Origin of the sequence: Oribacterium sp. Sow4_G1_1, assembly GCF_052116105.1 — a bacterium.
Classification (GTDB): Bacteria; Bacillota; Clostridia; order Lachnospirales; family Lachnospiraceae; genus Oribacterium.
This window is the reverse complement of record NZ_JBQKLS010000013.1, coordinates 12,922-32,487: the sequence shown is the minus strand read 5'-3', so window position 1 is coordinate 32,487 and position 19,566 is coordinate 12,922. Positions and strand designations below refer to the sequence as shown.

General features: G+C 47.4%; 19 protein-coding genes and 1 pseudogene. 13 read left to right on the top strand and 7 right to left on the bottom strand.

Annotated elements, in window-relative coordinates; translation table 11 throughout:
• The first annotated feature begins 67 nt into the window (after positions 1 to 67).
• From ACTQ52_RS09195 to ACTQ52_RS09180, 4 genes and pseudogenes are all read left to right on the top strand, one after another.
• Positions 68 to 271 carry a hypothetical protein gene (locus tag ACTQ52_RS09195; RefSeq protein ID WP_441982441.1) on the top strand — a complete coding sequence of 68 codons (204 nt, stop codon included), beginning with the start codon at positions 68 to 70 and terminating at the stop codon, positions 269 to 271.
• A 170-nt stretch (positions 272 to 441) separates the two neighbouring features.
• Positions 442 to 657 (top strand): helix-turn-helix domain-containing protein, encoded by a 216-nt coding sequence (locus tag ACTQ52_RS09190; protein WP_441982440.1) that lies wholly within the window; start codon positions 442 to 444, stop codon positions 655 to 657.
• Between the two features lie 45 nt (positions 658 to 702).
• Complete coding sequence (locus ACTQ52_RS09185) at positions 703 to 1,725, top strand: Abi family protein (protein WP_441982439.1); 1,023 nt, start codon at positions 703 to 705, stop codon at positions 1,723 to 1,725.
• 258 nt (positions 1,726 to 1,983) lie between these two features.
• Positions 1,984 to 2,187: pseudogene (locus ACTQ52_RS09180) on the top strand (hypothetical protein); the annotation flags it as partial.
• A 177-nt stretch (positions 2,188 to 2,364) separates the two neighbouring features.
• On the opposite strand, the gene ACTQ52_RS09175 reads toward ACTQ52_RS09180, so the two are convergent.
• A complete protein-coding gene (locus tag ACTQ52_RS09175; protein ID WP_441982438.1) occupies positions 2,365 to 2,991 on the bottom strand; it encodes a class II aldolase/adducin family protein in 627 nt (208 codons plus the stop codon).
• Positions 2,992 to 3,057: 66 nt separating this feature from the next.
• Positions 3,058 to 4,323: a 3-oxo-tetronate kinase gene (gene otnK / locus ACTQ52_RS09170; protein WP_441982437.1), complete on the bottom strand. Its 1,266-nt coding sequence runs from the start codon at positions 4,321 to 4,323 to the stop codon at positions 3,058 to 3,060.
• Between the two features lie 122 nt (positions 4,324 to 4,445).
• Between otnK and ACTQ52_RS09165 the strand changes: the two genes are divergently transcribed.
• The 7 genes from ACTQ52_RS09165 (at position 4,446) to ACTQ52_RS09135 (ending at position 13,678) form a co-directional block, all read left to right on the top strand.
• Entirely contained in the window at positions 4,446 to 6,470 is a 2,025-nt protein-coding gene (locus ACTQ52_RS09165; protein ID WP_441982436.1) for a sigma 54-interacting transcriptional regulator, read from the top strand.
• A gap of 248 nt (positions 6,471 to 6,718) precedes the next feature.
• The gene (locus tag ACTQ52_RS09160) at positions 6,719 to 8,044 is read left to right on the top strand and encodes a GntP family permease (protein WP_441982435.1); all 1,326 of its coding nucleotides are present in this window, start codon (positions 6,719 to 6,721) and stop codon (positions 8,042 to 8,044) included.
• 77 nt (positions 8,045 to 8,121) lie between these two features.
• Positions 8,122 to 9,111: a zinc-dependent alcohol dehydrogenase gene (locus ACTQ52_RS09155; protein WP_441982434.1), complete on the top strand. Its 990-nt coding sequence runs from the start codon at positions 8,122 to 8,124 to the stop codon at positions 9,109 to 9,111.
• Positions 9,112 to 9,141: 30 nt separating this feature from the next.
• Positions 9,142 to 10,512 carry a homoserine dehydrogenase gene (locus ACTQ52_RS09150; protein WP_441982433.1) on the top strand — a complete coding sequence of 457 codons (1,371 nt, stop codon included), beginning with the start codon at positions 9,142 to 9,144 and terminating at the stop codon, positions 10,510 to 10,512.
• 295 nt (positions 10,513 to 10,807) lie between these two features.
• Positions 10,808 to 12,115 (top strand): RNA polymerase factor sigma-54, encoded by a 1,308-nt coding sequence (gene rpoN, locus ACTQ52_RS09145; protein ID WP_441982432.1) that lies wholly within the window; start codon positions 10,808 to 10,810, stop codon positions 12,113 to 12,115.
• 259 nt (positions 12,116 to 12,374) lie between these two features.
• The gene (locus ACTQ52_RS09140; RefSeq protein ID WP_441982459.1) at positions 12,375 to 12,953 is read left to right on the top strand and encodes a TIGR01440 family protein; all 579 of its coding nucleotides are present in this window, start codon (positions 12,375 to 12,377) and stop codon (positions 12,951 to 12,953) included.
• The gene (locus tag ACTQ52_RS09135; protein WP_410043672.1) at positions 12,950 to 13,678 is read left to right on the top strand and encodes a YggS family pyridoxal phosphate-dependent enzyme; all 729 of its coding nucleotides are present in this window, start codon (positions 12,950 to 12,952) and stop codon (positions 13,676 to 13,678) included. Before ACTQ52_RS09140 ends, ACTQ52_RS09135 begins: the two co-directional genes overlap by 4 nt.
• 141 nt (positions 13,679 to 13,819) lie before the next feature.
• Here ACTQ52_RS09135 and ACTQ52_RS09130 read toward each other — a convergent pair whose 3' ends face one another.
• The 4 genes from ACTQ52_RS09130 to ACTQ52_RS09115 form a co-directional block, all read right to left on the bottom strand.
• Entirely contained in the window at positions 13,820 to 15,286 is a 1,467-nt protein-coding gene (locus ACTQ52_RS09130; RefSeq protein WP_441982431.1) for an ATP-binding protein, read from the bottom strand.
• A complete protein-coding gene (locus ACTQ52_RS09125) occupies positions 15,283 to 16,017 on the bottom strand; it encodes a LytR/AlgR family response regulator transcription factor (protein ID WP_441226698.1) in 735 nt (244 codons plus the stop codon). Before ACTQ52_RS09125 ends, ACTQ52_RS09130 begins: the two co-directional genes overlap by 4 nt.
• A gap of 54 nt (positions 16,018 to 16,071) precedes the next feature.
• Complete coding sequence (locus tag ACTQ52_RS09120) at positions 16,072 to 16,212, bottom strand: hypothetical protein (RefSeq protein ID WP_441226697.1); 141 nt, start codon at positions 16,210 to 16,212, stop codon at positions 16,072 to 16,074.
• A gap of 85 nt (positions 16,213 to 16,297) precedes the next feature.
• Positions 16,298 to 16,480 (bottom strand): hypothetical protein, encoded by a 183-nt coding sequence (locus ACTQ52_RS09115; protein WP_441982430.1) that lies wholly within the window; start codon positions 16,478 to 16,480, stop codon positions 16,298 to 16,300.
• Positions 16,481 to 16,555: 75 nt separating this feature from the next.
• Between ACTQ52_RS09115 and ACTQ52_RS09110 the strand changes: the two genes are divergently transcribed.
• Complete coding sequence (locus tag ACTQ52_RS09110) at positions 16,556 to 17,764, top strand: MalY/PatB family protein (protein WP_441982429.1); 1,209 nt, start codon at positions 16,556 to 16,558, stop codon at positions 17,762 to 17,764.
• On the opposite strand, the gene ACTQ52_RS09105 is transcribed toward ACTQ52_RS09110, so the two are convergent.
• Positions 17,754 to 17,954: a hypothetical protein gene (locus tag ACTQ52_RS09105; RefSeq protein WP_441982428.1), complete on the bottom strand. Its 201-nt coding sequence runs from the start codon at positions 17,952 to 17,954 to the stop codon at positions 17,754 to 17,756. The genes ACTQ52_RS09110 and ACTQ52_RS09105 overlap by 11 nt on opposite strands.
• 851 nt (positions 17,955 to 18,805) lie before the next feature.
• Here ACTQ52_RS09105 and ACTQ52_RS09100 point away from each other — a divergent pair.
• Positions 18,806 to 19,492, top strand: a complete 687-nt coding sequence (locus ACTQ52_RS09100) for an SOS response-associated peptidase (RefSeq protein WP_441982427.1) — start codon at positions 18,806 to 18,808, stop codon at positions 19,490 to 19,492.
• The last annotated feature ends 74 nt before the right edge of the window (positions 19,493 to 19,566 follow it).

Sequence of the window (19,566 nt, the reverse complement as noted above, 5' to 3'; positions counted from 1 at the left end):
CTACCTACGGCAAGGATGCGAAAGCTAAGACCAAGGGTAAGGAAGAAAGCCTGTGAAAGGAGGAATGATGGCACAGTTCATTTTTATCGGCGATGAATATATCAATGTGGCTCATATCGTCAGCATTGATCCCTGGCCTCATACGGAAATGATCTGGATCCGTCTGGATACTGGTGAGAAGTATGCCAGGAGCATCAAGTACCTGGACGGGATCCTGATAATCTTGGGAATCAAGACAGGATCAACAGTCAAGGAACTTCTTGGCAATTGACAGAGAAACGAGGTGGCTGTAAGGTTGCCTCGGGTACATAAGCTTTGAATTACCTGATAACGATTGAGAACCGCAATATATCATTGAATATTCAGGGTGCCGGTGATATAGTTTTTCATAGAAGCAAGTAATGATTTTCAGAGGTAGTCAGAGTGCTTTATGAGGTTAACATGAGCGTTAGTTATAAGAAATTATGGAAGTTGCTTATTGATCGGGAAATGACAAAGTCAGCTCTGATTAAGGAAGCGAAGATAACAACAAATGCCATGGCAAAAATGGGTAAGAATGAAGATGTTCGTGTAGAGACACTGGCTAAAATCTGTACTGCGCTCAAATGCAAAATGGATGATATTGTAGAAGTAATTGATGATTCTGGAGTGAAATAACCCGGAGCGTAAGGCAAATATAGTTCGTTTACTGAGAGGCTTTTAATGTCGAATAAACCGAAAACAATTAATGGTTTGATGAAGTATCTTCGTGATACAAAGGGGCTTAATATTTCTGGTTCATCCCAGAAACGGAAGCTGATGAACATAGGCTATTACCACGGCTATAAAGGATATCGCTATATTGATAAACCAACTAACCGTGCTCCTTTTACAGAATTTGATGAGCTCATTGCCGTGTATGACTTTGATATGCAGCTGAAGGCTTTATTCTATCCTTATGTAATGCAGATTGAGACTGCATTAAAAAACTACGTGTTAGAAGCTATTGTTGAGAGCATACAGTCTGATAGCTTTTCTGATGTTTACTCAAAGTTGCTGGATAATTACAAGGACTTCTCAACAACAGAAAAAACATACCGTACTCCTAGGGACAGAGAACGTGCAGAGGATAGATTTAAGAAGGAACTTCAGAGACGTCTTGATTTGAGAAATAGAATTTATGGAGTCCAGGCTAATGCTTTCAAAAATGATAACAAGATTGCTCACCATTTTTTATCGAAAGATAAGCCGCTTCCCATTTGGGGAATATTTGAATTACTTAGTCTTGGTGAATTTGGTCATTTTGTTTCCTGCCTGAACAAACCTTGCAGGGAAAAAATTTCGATTAAGCTGGGCATTCAACAGTCTGACGACACAAATTCAATGATGCCCCAAAGACTAATCTATACCACCAAAGATCTGAGAAATGCTATCGCCCACAACGATGTTGTATTTGATACAAGATTTAAGACTGGCAGCATAGATAAGCAAATCAGTAATGCAATTTCAAATGCCACAAGTGTATCGGGGATTACCTTCGATACAATCACTGATTATCTGGTATTATTGACCTATCAGTTAAAGCTGATTGGTATAAGCAAAACTGAGTTACGCAGGCTGATAGCTGGCTTTTCCGACGCACAGGAGAAATTGAGATCGGCGATTCCAGCAAGCACATACAATCAGATCATACATACTGATAATAACCGGAAAATTCAGGCTTTGAAGGCCTATATTGCCAAATAAGTTAATGCCCTATAAACCAAAATATATTTTTTGTCAAGGGAGATTTTCATTGCTTTTTTTCTTGACTTGCACTATACTATGAGTGTGAATTGCGGTACGTCTCTACGGAGCGTACTTAGGAGGGTTGGATGCGTCCAGCCTTCTTTTTTTGTTCAGACGAACTATATTTTCTTTGTTTCGTCCTTTACATAGCGCTTTCGAATTATTTCGAAGGCGCTATTTTTATACCATTTTGTAAAGGAGGACATGTAACTTGTAATTGCCGAAAAACCATCGGTTGCCCAGTCTCTGGCAAAGGTCATCGGCGCAGATAAACGTTGTGACGGATATCTGGAGGGTAACGGATACTTTGTCAGCTGGTGTGTGGGACATCTGGTGGAACTCTCTGCTCCAGAACGCTACGATGAACACTATGCCAAATGGAGACTGGAGGATCTTCCGGTTTTGCCATCGACCTGGCGGCGAGGTTCCAATAATGGGATTTCATGATGTCATTGCGGGCGTTTCTGAAGTGGTAGATGAAGTGGTGCAGATTACGTCTTCAGTTTTTGACGAAAAATAGAGTTTGAATTCTGCAAATAAACGGCCATGGTTGGCGGCCGTTTATTTGCAGAAAAGACAATTAATCAGAAAACATCCCTAATGAAGTCCTGCACGGTATAGTTCCCATGCCACTCTGGCGCTTTCTTCTAGTTCTTCAAGGCTGAAGAATGCATCAAGCATGGATTTTCCAGGAACAACTGGGCCATGATTTTTAAGTATAAATCCATCACTCTTTGCGATTCGGTCTCGGAAAGCTTGAAATAATCCTTCTGTTCCTGGCTTTTCATATGGGATGAATCCAACCTTGCCTAGTTTCATTTGAAGATATGGTGTGTGTGGAGGGATAACATCGGTCTCGTTCTGAGCCGGTACGAAGCTCCATAGTACACAGTACAGACTATGTGTGTGGATGACCGCTTGGATGTCGGAACTCTTCTGATAAAGTTGAATATGGAGTGGCCACTCTTTACTAGGTTTACCAGAGGAGAGCGCACATCCGCTCATACTGATTGGAATTAAATCAGATTCTTTAAGAGTACCGAAGCAAGTACCGCTACCGCTGATGTAGACGATATCTCCGTGACGGAAACTAATGTTGGCAGAAGAACCACTGACCTTTCCGCGGGTAAAAAGACTGTGGGCGGTATATAGCGTATCTTCAATTTTTTTTCTTAAATCATCGTTCTGCTGAGAGGACTTGATTTCATGATGTTCTTGTTTCATTAAACACTCCTTGTATTGTTGGATTATTTAATCCAAACTTCGCATGATATCTTGAAAAAATATGCTTTATTCGGACTTGACAGACTTGGAAAGCCCCTTAGTCATGTTGAGAGCTTTCTGGAAAAAGTTCTCCTTTCCGAAATTACCGCTTTTCAGCACCAGACGTAGACACTGATTTTCTACTGGTACCATGATAGGGACACCAGGTGCCACACTTTCTCCGATTAGATAGGAGCTATAGCCCAAAGCTTTAGCTACGGCTCCGGACGTTTCTCCTCCGGCAGATATAACTCTGGTATACCCAGCCTGAACCGCTCGCCGAGCGATGTATGCAGTTGCACCTTCTAGAAGATCAGCGACTCGTTCCTTTCCGTACTTCTGGTATTCTTTTACCTTTTCAGGCGCATCGGAACTGTAAATAAGCACAGACTCTCCAAGGGCTTGAGCTTTCTCCCACAGGCTTTCTGCAGTATCCTTTCCCTCTAAGAGTGCTAGTGGATCCATTTTAAGGCTAGGCATTCCTAGCTGTTGATAATATGCCACTTGAGCTAACGTGGCTTGTGAGCAGCTGCCGGAAAGAAGGACAGCCTTTCCTGCCGTAAAACTGTTTGGAATTTCTGCATGTGAGCTCAATTTGGAAGCCCAGATAGCACCTAGATGCTCCAGAAGTCCGCTACCCCCAGTTAAAAGAGGAAGCTCGAAAAAAGCTTCTGCAATATGACGGCCATCCTCATCAGTTTCATAATCTGGAATAAGATAAAATGGCTGATTATCGTAACGTTCTATGGTTGGCATCTTGCCATCCATAAGCTTTACAGAATAGGAAGTATATTTGCTTTGTGGCGACATGAGACGTGATAAATCGGAGTCAAGCATAGGCGTAAGAGGATGATTTTTCATGGGACTTTCATTCAGTGGTATGCCATTAACATAAAGATTTCCATTTTTAACAACTCTGCCATTTACTGGCAGAGAAGGGCAGAGTACGGAATATCTGGCATGCATCAATTCAAGCAGAGCATCCGCTACGGGACCAATGTTTCCTTTAGGAGTGGAGTCAAAGGTAGAGCAGTATTTAAAGTAAAGCTGCTTTACGCCGGAACGGAGCAAGAAACGGGCGGCAGAAAGGCTGTCTGCAACGGCTCCGGATACCTCTTGAGTCCTGGACTTGAGCGCAATAACTACAGCCTGCACATTGCTCGGTATTTTTTCTAAATCCATATCTTCAGGAACCCCATTGAAAAGTTGAACGCTAAGTCCTCCTTTTATGAGAAAGGAAGCGGCGTCACTGGCTCCGGTAAAATCGTCTGCTATACAACCGAAAATAGGCATTTTGGTTACCTCCGTACTATAAGAATAATGCTATAATAAATGCCGATAAATCGGTGCCATGAGATAATAATCATCGCAATACCGGCAATCCATCGTTCTATAAGTTTAAGAAAGCAAATAACATGCCAAGTGATTACGCCAGAAAGAATTTAATTCATATTTTATTTATTGTTCCCTACCCTGAACTTCGCGAAAAGGTAGAGCTTATACTAGAGCATTTCCCAGAGAGGGAACGACTTGATGTGGAGATTCGGGTAAAACGAGTAGAGGAAATAGAAGACATTCAGGATATTTCGTTTGATCTCTATGATGTGGTCATTGCTCGAGGCTATTCGGCTATTGTTCTGTCACGGAAAATAAATAGAATTCCGGTGATTCGTATCTCTGTTTCAGCTTATGATGTCATAAGTGCCATTTCCGAGGCTATGCAAAGATATTCTCCTAAACGCATTGCTCTGCTTGGGACAGAGTACAAAGTTTATGAGACCGAGGAGATCGCGCAGATGCTTCGCGTGGATCTGAAAGTATATGATTCTGTGCGCCATGAAGATCTTGGTAAAATGACAAAGACGGCTAAAGCCTCGGGGTGCGAGTGCATTATTGGTGGTTATTCTGCGGCCATAGCTGCAGCGGAGGCAGGACTTCCAGCTGTAGTTCTGAAGACGGGAGAGAACGCGGTACTTCAGTCACTGGAGGAGGCCGTGCGTACCGTCGACCGTATCCATCAAGAGCGCCTTTTGGCGGAAATGTATAAGACTATCATCTATTCTTCCCAAGATGGCATACTCTATGTGGATCAGGATGGTATTATCCGAGTAAGAAATCGAGTCATACGAAGGATGAATGGAAATAAAAGCTTGGAAAATAAGCCTATCAAGATGGCAGTTCCTTATTTGTACGAGCTTTATAAAAAGACGTTGGAAAATCGTGCAGCTCAGCCTGCGGCTCTTATTCCCATACCCGATACAAAGACCATACTATCCGTACTGGCGGTACCTGTAATCGTGACAAATGAGTTGTCTGGCGTAGTACTATGCGCTACGGATATTACAAAGATTCAGAATTTGGAGGGACAGATACGTAAAAGCCTTAGCGAGAAAGGCCTCAAGGCCAAGTACAGTTTTTCCGATATTCTTCATCGGAGTGACATCATGCAGAGAACCATAGATATGGCCAGGCAGTTTGCACGTTCTGATTCCAATACTATTATTGTTGGGGAAACCGGTACCGGAAAAGAGCTTTTTGCTCAAAGTATCCACAACGAGAGTGCAAGAAAGAATGGGCCGTTCGTGGTAATAAACTGTGCTGCTTTGCCGGAAAATCTATTGGAAAGCGAGTTGTTCGGATACGCCGAGGGCGCCTTTACCGGTGCCAGCAAGGGTGGAAAAATGGGGCTGTTTGAGCAGGCTCATAATGGAACACTTTTCCTTGATGAGATTGGAGAAATTTCTTTATCCACTCAGACGAAGCTTCTTAGGGTACTTCAGGAAAAGCAGGTGAGACGGATCGGAGATAATCGACTTATCAATGTAGACGTGCGCATCATTTCTGCCACTAATAAAAATCTGAATACTCTTTGTAAACATGGACATTTCAGAAGAGATCTCATGTATCGTTTGGATGTACTCCGGCTTTTTGTGCCGCCTCTTCGAGAGCGGGGAGAAGATATAGAACTTTTGTTTCGACACCTCATAGAAGACTTTTGTAAAAATCACATGGAACCGATTCCGGCAATCGATCCAAGTGCACTTTCTCTCCTCTATGACTATCCCTTTACCGGAAATATTCGTGAGCTCCAGAATATTGCTGAACGTCTGATGGCGTTACGGCGAGGAAAAGACATCACGAAAGACATGCTTTCGGAAGCTATCTATCCTAAGGATCTTGAGGTGGAAGATTCTTTGCTGCTTATAAGTAAGAAGGCTGTATATGAGAATGAGAAGACTTTTGAGACCGGACATCCGTATAGAACGGATGCTGATATTCCTGCCTCAAAAGCTCTTCGCTCTGATTTAGAGAGTGAAGAACTTCACAGAATATTAGATGCTTTGAGGATAACTGGAAATAATCAGTCTGAGGCTGCTAAGCTGCTAGGGATTAATCGGAGTACTCTGTGGAGAAAACTTAAAAAGTTTCAGATCAAATGATATTTTTAAGCCATTTTTGTAAAACGCTCTATACAAAATCGTTGCACATGATGCGTGGTGTTGTAAAAATGCAACAGCACGCATCGCATGCAACGATTTTTGCATTAAGAGAAATGAATTAATCCTATTCGAAAAAACGTATTACTATTTCGAAAAAACGTAATCTTTGAAAATTTTGTTGCCCTTTCAAAGACTTGGCACACGCATTGCTTTATACAAAAGTAAAATATGAAAGGGAGGTTGATCGTATGTCAACAGCTTATGTACTCATTGTCTTTGCATTGGTCATCGTCTTTATGATCGTGCTCATTTCCAAGTTTCATGTGAATGCTGGTATCGGAATCCTTTTGTCAGCCATCATCCTAGCTATCGCTTTAGGAACACCATGGCAGGACATAGAAGGGACCATCAACAGCGGTTTCTCAGGCACGATTAAGAGTGTAGCCATCGTTATCTTCTTGGGGTGCACTTTAGGTACGGTGCTGGAAAAAACCGGAGCAGCGCTAACCATTACCAAGTGGGCGCTAAAGGTCGTAGGTGAAAAGAATGTCATTTGGGCTATTGCCCTGTCGTCTTTCATCTTAGGCATTCCTATCTTCGCAGATACTTGCGTAATCCTGCTCATCCCTATTGTTTCTGCTTTAGCTGTTAAGACGCAGAAATCCATGATGAGTTATGGTACGGTCCTCTATTTGGGCGCACTAGTCACTGCATCTCTGGTTCCGCCTACACCAGGTCCGGTGTCAGCAGCAGCACTATTACAAGTTCCTCTTGGACAGGCTATCCTTTGGGGGCTTGTGGTTGCAGCACCTAGCGTTATTGCCGCAACATTATACTGTATGACTTTAAAGGAAGATGTACAGCCTAAGGAAGAGTATTTAAAAGCTGCCCAAGATGCGGAAGGCAAAAAACTTCCAAGCCTTGGACTTTCCATGCTGCCTATCCTGTTTCCGTTGTTCCTTATTCTTTGCAACACTGCTATTTCTGTAGCACTTCCTGAAACTCCTGTAGCTAATTTCTTTGCCTTTATCGGAAGCCCACTGGCTGCTCTTCTGACTGGCTGTATTCTTTCACTTCTGCTTACCGGTGAGAAGTGGAAAACACCTGAAGTTTTGGATAAGTGGGTCAATGAAGGTATTCTTTCCGCAGCTATGCCTATTATTGTGACTGGTATGGGTGGTGCATTGGCAACCTTTGTAAAAAATGCAGGCGTGGCGGATCGTATTGCTGAGATGATTATGCAATCTAATTTTCCGCCTATTCTCATTCCTATCATCATGGCTTGTATTATTCATGTGGTAACCGGCTCAAATGCTTTGGGTGTTATGACTGCAGCTGCTTTAGTACAGCCTATGCTTGAAACTCTTGGAATATCTCCGGTGGCAGCTTTCCTTGCTTGCGGTACGGGGGCTCTGATGTTTAAGCACGCTAACTCCTCTGGCTTCTGGGTTACGGTTTCTATGTCAAACATGGACGTACGTCAGGGCATCAAGGCAGTAGGAGGTGCATCCACTGTTGCTGGTTTTACAGGCGCCATAATCACCTGCATTTTAGTTATGCTTCATGTAATCTGAATTATTTGCCTTTATAAGAAATTCTTGGTTAAAACCGGAATATAAACACTCGAAATACAAAACAAGAGGAAATAAAAATGGAAAAATTTATCACGAGAGCAGCCAGACTCAATGGACCTTATGACATTGAACTTATTGAGAGAGAACTTACATGTGGAGAGGACGATATCATTGTTAAAAACCATGCTATAGGTATTTGTGGTTCTGACAAGAATTTCTATCGTGGCTTTATGCCACCTCAGACATCTGAATTTAGACAGGATCCTTCATTTCCGTTTCTTCTCGGGCATGAGAGTGGCGGAACGGTCGTAGCGGTGGGAAGCCGTGTGTCAGAGTATAAAGTAGGAGACGAGGTTGTTTCTTTCGGTTGGAATAATAACTACGCCGACTACTTTAAGGCACCAGCCTTTATGCTTCAGCATTCTCTGCATGGCCTTGATCCTGATATTCAGGCGTTGGGGGAGCCAACTGCCTGCGCCATGTTCTGCGGCCTCAACAGCGGAGTACAGTTAGGCGATATCGTAGTAGTTATGGGCGGAGGTTATGCAGGACAGATTGCCGCTCAGTGTGCCAAGCTGAAGGGCGCTTATCAGGTAATCGTGGTGGATGTGCTGGATGGTAAGCTGGACCTCGCTAAATCTTTAGGGGCTGACATTGTTATCAACTCTAAGGAAGAAGATCCGGTGACAAAAGTGAAAGCTCTGACTGGCGGCGTTGGATGCGACGTGGTGATTGAATGTGCCGGTACTGCAGAGTCATTCAATGCATGTAGCGCCATGCTTCGCCATAATGGAAAGTTTGTATTCTATAGCTGGGTAACCACTCCGATTACACTGAATATCAGCCGTTGGCACGATGATGGATTCGAGTTTATCAATGCTTGCCTTGTGCACCATACGTGGAGACAGCGCTATGACTGGTTCCCAGAGTGCATGCGTCCAATTATTCAGGGTTCTGTAAAGATTAAGCCGCTCATCACGAATGAGTTTAAGCTGGCAGACTTGAAGGAAGGTTTTGACTGTGCTGACAAGAATGATGCAGCCATCAAAGTACTTTTCAGACCGTAAGACATCAACTATTTGGAAAGGAATAGAACAATGGATTTTACTAATTTGTTAAATGATACCAGCGGCAAGGTCTCTAAGGTGGGGGTAATCGGTGCTACAAAGGGCTATGGTTATACTCTGTTGGCTCAAATTCTCACCACCGCACATATGGAGCTCCGGTGCATTTGCTCACGGCACACAGATGAGTGCTTCGCAGTGCTGAAAGAGATTGGTTTTGATGAGAAACGTTTCCTTCTCTGCGAGACGATAGAAGAAATTCAGAAGGCTCCAAAAGATGCGATTATTATCACTCCGGATTATAAGATGGTGATGGAGACTGATATTACTGCCATGGTAGAGTGTACTGGAAATACCAAGGTAAGCTCTGATGCAGCGCTTATTGCTCTTAATAAGGGCATTAATGTATATATGGTTTCCAAGGAAACAGACTCGGTATGTGGTCCGATCTTGAACCATATCGCAGCAGAGAAGGGACTGGTTTATTCGCTGGTAAATGGTGATCAGCCAAGAAATCTTCTGGACTTGATTTCTTGGGCTCGCATACTGGGACTGGAAATTATTTGCGCTGGAAAATCTTCTGAGTATGACTTCGTGCTGGATTGGGAGACTGGAAAGTTCCTTTATAATGATGGAACCCATGAGTCAGAGCCGTTACCAGAGCTCAAGGAGTACTGGACATACAAGGGTGTCGATACTCTGAAGAGTAGAGATAAACTTCTCCAAAAGTACAGAGAGGTAATTTCCGCAGACCTCTGTGAGATGAACTTAGTTTCGAATGTAAGCGGATTTACCCCATCAGCACCTTTTATGAATTATCCTATTGCAAAACCAAATGAACTTGCCAATATCTTTATCCCTAAGGAAGATGGAGGTATTTTGGAAAAGACGGGTGTAGTAGATATATTTTATAATCTTCGAGAGACTAATGAGGCGAGTTTCTGCGGCGGCGAGTTTATCGTGGTGCGAGCAAAGGATCAAAAGATGTGGGAGATACTGGCTGGTAAGGGTCATGTGATGAGCAGTAATGGTAAGTACTGTTGTATCTATTATCCGTTCCATTTTATGGGATTGGAAACACCAATCTCAATCCTGCTCGGAGATTTCATGGGTATTGGCACACATGCAGAGTGTCGTCAGGTAACAGTGATGGCTGGCGTGGCAGAAAAGGACCTTCCTGCCGGAACCGAGCTGAAGGTTTACGGACACCACCATCAGATCGATGGATTGGTTCCTGAGCTTCTGGAAAAGTCTGTGACAGGAAATGCCGCACCATTTTATCTTTTAAATGGTGCAAAGTTGCTTCGGGATGTTAAGCAGGGAACGCCTGTTACTCTTGATGACGTAGATCTGTCTGGCCTTTCTACTTTCGAACTATTTAAGAAGGGACTGGAACTGGGCTGATATTTTTTCTGATGAATACCCTGATCTGGAGATGAAGGATTTACGGATTTTTGGGTGAATGCATGAATATTTCTTTTGAGATAGAGGGCTTCTATTATGGAAGCCCTCTATATATAATTGATAGAAAAATTTAGCACGCATGGTAGGCGCGTGTACGTTAGTATCCTATTTCTGGCTTGGATTTCGGCTTATTCCAACCTGATTATAAAAATTAATGATGGCAGGAGCAGAGTGAAATAGTGCGGAAAAAAACATTATTAATTTAGTACGATGATTTCAATATATGGAGTGTGAAATGGACTTAGGTGGAAAACTTATATTGGAACAGCAGCAGAGACTTTCACAAAATCAGATATTATCGCTTTCAATATTGGCCTTTGATACGCTTGAGTTAAAAAAATTTATTAAGAATGAATATCTTGAAAATCCTATGCTGGATTGCAAAGATCCGAATGGAACGGATACCTCTGTTTCTACAGTTACCTATCAGCGGAATTATAAGGATTTGGCTCAGCCGGAGGAATGTGGTTATGACATACCGGACCAGCGAAAAAGCGGAATCAAAGAATATATTCTGGATCAACTGCCGCGTCATACAACAGAGCAGGATCAGCGTATCGCAGAATATCTCATCGGATGTTTAGAGCCGAATGGTTTTTTTACGATCCCAGTTACAGATATTGCTGTAACGCTGGACGTTTCTGAAGCTTCTGTGAAAAAGATACTTGACCTTCTGAGAGAGTTAGAGCCTTGCGGGATTTTTTCAGAAAATTTGAGTCAGTGCATACACTGCCAGCTGGTAAAGGCGGGGGATACAGATGCCCTACTTTACGAGATAACTGACCATTATCTCGAATCATTTCTTCATGGTCGGATTAGTGAAATTACTAGAAATGTAAAAGCATCCACAGCAGAGGTGAGAAAGAGGCTGGAACGAATAGCTGAGATGAATCCGAATCCACTATATGGTTTTTCTGAGGATACTTATGGATATATCGAACCGGATATTCTTATTAAGAATGGCACGAATGGCAAGTGGAGCATTGAGCTAAATGATGGCTGGACAGAGAATTATGGCCTTAATGATTATTATCTTTCTTTGATGCAGCATATAGAAGATCCTGAACTTCGGGAGTATTTTAAGACCAAGCTGGATCGGGTTCGCTTCCTCATGGCTAGTATACAGCATAGAAGGAAAACCATTTGCTCCATTATGGAGACTATACTAAGATTACAGGAAGATTATTTTGAGAATCAAGGGCCGTTAAAACCGATGACTATGGGATGTGTGGCTGAACTTCTGTCCATTCATGTATCGACCGTCTCGCGAGCGCTCCGAGGGAAGTATATCCAGTACCCTAAGGGAATCATCGAGGCTAAAGATTTGTTTGAAACTGGACTTGGTAGAGAAAACGCCGTGGCTGTATCGATGGTAAAAGAAAAGATTAAAGCTTTGATTGAAGCAGAAAATCCAAAGGCCCCTTTAAGTGATAGTAAACTTGCGGAACAACTCAAGAAATCTGGAATTTCTGTATCAAGACGAGCAGTAACGAAGTATAGAGAACAGCTCTCCATACCAGGATCCTATGATAGGAAGAGATAACGAAAGTCGACTTTGCAGTGTAAGCGCTCAGCTAACACTGAGCGCTTACACTCTGTCATGCTCTTGGTTGAAGGGCCAATTATCGACAGCCTTCTATTTTGTTTATATCCATCTGCATTTGATCAGTGATTTTTATAGTTTTGTGATTTGTAATCGCAAAACTATTTTATTTCCGGCAACTGGATATTCTCTTCGGACAGGCGGTGCTCTATACTAGGGAAAGTAAAAAGTTTATCCTGTTGTTTTATAAGGCGAGGTGATCGATATGACAGATTCTGAATTACATGAAATCACGAGAGAGGCGTCGCAGGTGATCCGTGCGCTGCTGGAGCAGACGGAGCTTCGCGAGCACAGTGTGCTTGTGGTGGGCTGTTCGTCGAGTGAGATCCTCGGCGGGCACATCGGGAAGATCGGCAGTATGGAGGTCGCGGATGCGGTGTATCTGGGCATCGCGCCGGTGCTGCAGGAAAAGGGCATCGATCTCGCGGCGCAGTGCTGTGAGCATCTGAACCGTGCCGTGATCGTGGAGCGTGCATGTGCGCTTCGAAACGGCTATGAGATCGTGTCGGTCTGCCCGTGGCCACATGCGGGCGGCAGCTGGGCGACGACCTGCTGGCAGCACTTCGAGGACCCGGTAGCGGTCGAGGAAGTGCGCGCGGACGCCGGGATCGATATCGGCGATACGCTGATCGGCATGCATCTGAAGCGCGTCGCCGTGCCGGTGAGACTGCGTATTTCACAGATCGGCGCGGCACACGTAGTCTGCGCGAAGACACGCCCGAGATTATGGGGCGGTGAGCGTGCGCACTACACAGCGTTTGAGGGAGGACAGGCATGATAGAACAGGAACAGATGGAGCGGATGCAGCAGGCGGTCGCGGAGATCCGCCGCACGATGGCCGAGGCGGCGATCCGTGCAGGACGGAAGCCGGAGGAGATTCTTCTCTGTGCGGCCTGCAAAACACGTACCGTCGAGGAGGTCAGGGCGAGCGCAGAGCTTCCGATCGACATCTTCGGCGAGAACCACGTACAGGAGCTCGTCGAGAAGACGGATGCGGGCGCCTACCTCGGGAAGCCGGGCCACTTTATCGGCCATCTTCAGACAAACAAGGTGAAGAAGGTCGTCGGCCGTGCGTCGCTGATCCAGAGCGTGGACAGCGAGCATCTCGCCCTCGCGATCGAGAAGGAAGCCGCGAAACGGGAACTTCAGCAGGATATCCTTCTGGAAGTCAACATTGGCGAAGAAAGCAGTAAGAGCGGGGTCAATGCAGACGGCCTCTGGTCTCTGTTTGAGCGCCTGCTCGCGACGACCCCGCACCTCGATATTCGTGGCCTCATGGCGATCCCGCCGGCGGACGCCAGCGAAGACGAGACCCGCCGCTTCTTCGCGAAGATGCGCGGACTCTACGAGGAAGCCGCACAGCGCTACGCCGGCAGCGTCGACATGCAGTACCTCTCCATGGGCATGAGCGGCGATTACCCGCTCGCCATCGCGGAAGGCGCTAACATCGTCCGCATCGGCACCGCCATCTACGGCCCGCGCGATTACTCCGCGAAGGCGTAAATTAATGGGGTCTGACCCCATTAATTTTTTCTAAACAGAATCTAAACTCGAGTTTATGGGGTCAGACCCCCTTACGAAATTCTTAAGACAGAAAAACAGCCGGGTGGAAACACCCGGCTGTTCGTTTACGATGCTGTGTTTTTATGGATTCGGTGGGCTCTGTGGATTCAGCATGACGGAGGCGTAGAAGATGCCGTCACGCCACTCGAAGCGGGCATCGCCGTCGTAGCGCTGGGCGATGTAGCGGATCGAGACAGTGCCGACGCCGTGACCTTCGTGCTTCGTGGAGACGAGCTCGCCCTCGTCCCAGATCGGCTTCCGGCTGCAGGTGTTGTCGACCACGATGGAGAGGCAGGCGTCGCCGTTCTGCTTTACGATCACGCGGATGGCCTGATCAGAACGGATATCCGCAGCCGAGGACACGCCGACGCGCGGATCGATCGCCGTGGCCGCGGTGGAGGCAGTGAGGCTGTCGGCTGCGGCCGGAACAGTATCCACCTCGGTGACGAGTTCGCCGGCATTGGCCTCGGCAGAAGCAGCGCCCGACGATGCGCCACGACTCAGCTCAGTCTTACAGGCGTCGACGGCATTCTCGAGGAGGTTTCCGAGGAGGACACAGAAGATCGGGTCCGGAATCAGAAGACGCTCCGGGAGCTGTACACGGGCGGTGAAGCGGATCCCGGCGGCTTCCGCATGCCCCGCGTAGTAAGCGACGACCGCGTTCACGGTCGGGTTGTTGCTGTAGGTCTTCGACGGCGTATCCACGTGCTCTGCGCTGTACTCAGCGAGGTAGGTCCGGATCCCATGGAGGTCATTCCGGTCCGCCAGTTCCTTCAGCACCATGCGATGATGGCGGAAATCGTGGCGGGCGCGCCGGCTCTCCATGATGCGCGTCTTCAGCATCTCGAACTGCTCCGTCTGGACGCGCAGGAGATTTTCCATGGTCTTGTTTCGCTCGTTCGTGATGATCTGCTCCTGCAGATTCTTCATAAAGAGGATCAGCAGATGACTCAGCATGAACATACAGAGCAGCAGCAGGATACGGGCGAGCAGTGCGAGACTGCCGACATGGCCGTCCCGGATCGTGCCGGTGAGCAGCAGGATCATCGTGGTCGCGACGAACGGAAGCAGCCACGCCGTCATCCAGAAATCATGGATCTCGACGGATATCAGCGTCCTAAGGATCTCGTGCAGAAATGTAGACATCGGAATCATGGTACTGAGCGTCATGACGAGCGTCACGACGCCGGCCTGCCAGCTGTAAAAATCGAGGGCGATGTTGTTCTCACAGAGGAAGAAGGTCGCGGCGCGGATCGCCAGCAGATAGTCGATCGTAAAAATAAAATGAAAGAGGATGATCCACCTGTCCGTCCGGGAATTCAGCATCATCAGCACGAGAAACAGCGGGGCCGCGAGGTACTGCACGTACACCGCAGGGAAGCCGAGCTTCACCAGAAGCCCGAAGATGCATAGATATCCGCACTCCCAGAGGAGTATGCGTAGAAGGGTGCGCCGCTTCGAAGAGCGGAGACTGTCCAGCGCCGGCAGGTACCCCACAAAAAGGAACGGAAACGTATTCAGTGCTTCGTTGATGATCAGTTCGGTCATAGCGCCTGCCCCTCTCTCAGCGTTTTAAAGGTATAGTCGAGGTACCGCTCACGTACATCGCTGTACTTCAGTCGGCTGATCGCGATGGTGGCACCGCACTTCATGTCGAAACGGTCGCTCTGCAGCTTATGCACATCCTCGAAGTTCACGAGGACGCCCTTCATGCAGTCGCAGAACCAGTCGAACGGAAGCAGCAGCTGCTGAAACTCCTTCTGGCTCAGATTCACCTCCAGCGTCCCGCCATCCTTCATGTACACCATGATCCGCCGGCTCACGTACTCCGTGTAGGCGATGTTATGCAGAAACAGCCGCACATTTTTCCCCTGAGACGGCACCATCACATAGCGGTCGCGCTCGATGCGGTCCATGTTGCAGCGGTCCAGCGCCCGCGTGACCTGCGCCTCATTCACCGGCTTCAGCAGATAGTAGGTCGCATTCACGTCGTAGCTGTCGATGGCGAAATCCGGCGACGTCGTCACGAAGAGAAGACTGCAGTTCGTATCCTGCTCCCGGATCCGCCGCGCCGTTTCCATGCCGGTCATACCGCTCATATAGATGTCGAGAAAGATGATATCGTAACGTGTCGACTCGAAGTGCTCGAGGAAGGCCTCCCCGCTCGCAAACAGATCCGTCTGATCACAGAACAGTCCATGCGTCGACAGGTAGTGCGCGACCAGGCCCGAAAGACGCTCCGCCTCGCCCTTGATATCATCTACAATCGCGATCTTCATACCGCTCCCCCCCTCTGATCAGGCTAATGCAGTCGACCTGCACGCTCGTGGCTTTCACCGCTGCAGCTTCGTCCGCCACAGCCAGCCCCTGCACGCCGTGGCACGCTTCCGGCGCCTTCGGCTGATGCAGTCGACCTGCACGGTCGTGGCTTTCACCGCAGTTCTCCGCACCACGACCGTGCGATCTCTGATCACATTATACCCCATCCTGGAAGGGAATCGGCATCTTAAATAAATTATAATCCTTCCCCGAAAGAGCGACAGTACATCTTGTGTATGCTTAACTACATCTTGCGATTTCGCGGCGGTCCATGCCTCCGGCCTCCGCATCGTCACGCCGCAGTTTCTGTAACTGGCTTTCACAAAAAGCGTTTCCCAGTCGGATAAATATCCTTCCATTTAAAAAGCGGCAGGCTCCACACGGTCCGCCGCTTTTTGAATCATAAATTACTGCCAGCTTCATCTGTTTAATCTCCATGTACTATTTATAAGGCGTGATGGTATAATTTTAAAAAGTATAGTTAAAGGAGATAAGAAGATGAAGTATGATTTTACGTCAATCATGGATCGTGTCGGTAAAGACGCGATCGCAGTAGAAGCGCTCGGTCAGATGAAGATGGCCCCGAAGCCACCGAAAGACGGCTTCGACATCATCCCGATGTGGGTAGCCGACATGAACTTCCCGACCGTTCCGACGATTCCGAAAGCCATCATCGAGCGGGCGAAGCACCCGGCATATGGTTACTTCTCCCCACGCAAAGAGTATTACGACGCCATCATCCAGTGGCAGAAGAACCGAAACGGCGTCACCGACCTGACCCCGGAGTGTATCGGTTATGAAAACGGTGTTCTCGGCGGCGTGATTTCAGCACTTAATGTCTACTGCTCCAGAGGCGATAACGTCCTGGTTCACAAGCTGACCTACATCGGCTTCACCAACAGTCTGACGAACAATGGCTATCACATCGTTCACAGTGAGCTCGTAAAGGACGAGAACGGCGTATGGCGTATGGATTTCGAGGACATGGAGAAGAAAATCGTGGAGCATAACATCCATGCAACCATTTTCTGTTCACCGCACAATCCATGCGGACGTGTATGGGAGCGCTGGGAGATCGAAAAGGCCATGGAGATCTATAAGAAGCATGATGTCATGGTTATCTCAGATGAAATCTGGTCCGATATCATCACCACCGGCCATAAGCATATCCCGACACAGAGCGTATCGGAGGATGCGAAGATGCGTACCGTTGCGCTCTATGCACCGAGTAAGACCTTTAACCTCGCCGGTCTGATCGGAAGCTACCACATCATCTATAACAAGCATATCCGTGACCGCGTAGAAAAGGAGTCCAGCTTAGGACACTATAACAGCATGAATGTCCTCTCCATGCACGCGCTGATCGGTGCTTATCAGCCGGAAGGATATGAGTGGCTTGAAGAGCTCCGCGAAGTCATCACCGGAAATATCGATTATGCCTGCAACTATATCCGGGATCACTTCGAGGGTGTTTCTGTAGCCCGTCCGGAAGGAACCTATATGCTGTTTGTTGACTGCAGCGAGTGGTGTGAGAAGCACGGAAAGACCATCGAAGATGTCGAAAAGGCTGCATGGGATGTCGGCGTCGCCTGTCAGGACGGTCGTATGTTCCACGGCCCATGCCACTTACGTATCAACCTCGCACTTCCACTCTCCAGAGTTCAGGAAGCATTTGACCGCCTCGACAAGTACGTATTCAACGCGTGATGAAGAGGCGAGCCGCTACGTGCACAGCCATTACAACTTCTGCAGGACCGTTGACATCGACGCCACCATCGCCCTCGTCACTCACCTCGTGCAGGACCTCAGCAGCGCAGACCTCCGGCACATCCTCCGCCGCGACATCCTCTCGGAGGACGACTGACCACGCCGTCTTCCCAATCAGTACAGAACTCATATAACTGAAGAGGTATGAATACAGCGCCGGGCGGTTAATATAATTCAAATTATCATAATCTAAATTATATTAACTGCCCGGCACTGCTATGTCCTCGACCAATGCCTCCGCCCTCTACATCATCGCTCCGCCGTTCCTGTGACTGGCTTTCGCAAAAAGCGCTTTCCGGTCGCTCCTGCCATTATGTTTTTCGCAGACTCGTCGTAAATCGTCCTCCTGCCATTATGTTTTTCGCAGACTTGCCTCCCGGCAACCTTATGACATTAACTCTGACGAATCCCGGCAGAGAATTCTCGAGCAGATTTCCGGTTTTTGACGCAAATATACCATTTTCTCGACCAGTGACATTATCTCGCCCCACGACATCTCGCTGAAAAAGCTTCGGCAAGGGCTCTCGGCGCACTAAACATAATGTCACGCCTTCCAGAATTGTCCCCTCTGCGAAAAAACATAATGTCATGCAGCCAGAAAATCGTCTCTTTGTAAAAACTCCCTAATGTCACGACTTCTGAAATCGAGGGGATTGCGAGAAAACTCAAAAAAGTTAATGGCATGCGCAGCGGAAATCCGGAATTTGCGAAAGGTACATAATGTCACACCGTCTGGAATTCCAGGGCTTGCGAAAAAATCTAAAAAAGTTAATGCCACGTAGAATGGAAAACCTCACTTCGTGAAAGCCTCATTTTGCCAGTACATTGTGGTGATTGACCGAACAAGCTATAATCAGATATAGTCTACCCTCGCAGTGAACCGCGTAAAAAACAACACTCACTGCAGGAACTTAACATGCATTCATCCCACAGGAGTTGTCTATGTGCTGTCGCTTTTACATCGATAAAGAAAGTCCGGAAATGCAGACAATCATCGCGCAGATGAACCGCTCCCCACTGATGCAACGCTGGCCCTCCACACAATCTGAAGCCTTTGTTCTCGACGCCCAGACATCATCTCTGCAGGCCAGCTTTCTCTCATCGCGGACTCCAGAGGCACAGCTTCACGGCTCCTTGTCTCCGACGGCACTTTCTACACCCAACGTAATCCCGCCTCTCGACATCCGCCCGACCGACCTCGCGCCGGTTATCGCGCCTGACCGCAACGGCCAGCCTGCGGTTTTTCCGATGCAGTGGGGCTACAATGCCCGCTCGCTCCTCATTAACGCACGCGTCGAAACAGCCGCCGAAAAACCGACCTTTCGCGAAGACTGGATCCGCCACCGCTGCATCATCCCCGCAAGCGGCTATTACGAATGGGAGCACCTAAGCGCCCCGGACAGCAAGCCAAAAACCGGCGACAAGTACGCCATCTATCCCGTGCACAGCACCATGACCTGGCTCTGCGGACTCTATCGCATCGAGGCCGGCCTTCCTCACTTCGTCGTCCTGACACGCGAACCCGCAGACAGCATACGCTTCATCCATGACCGCATGCCGCTGATTCTGTCCGAAGATCATCTTTTTTCCTGGGTTGCTCCGACCACAAACCCCGCTGACATCCTCCCGCATGCCATCACCGACATGACCTTCTTAAGAATTTCATAATGGGGTCAGACACTATATACCCGTAGAGGTATAAATACAGCACCTCCATTTTCTCAAAGATTGACACAATCAAA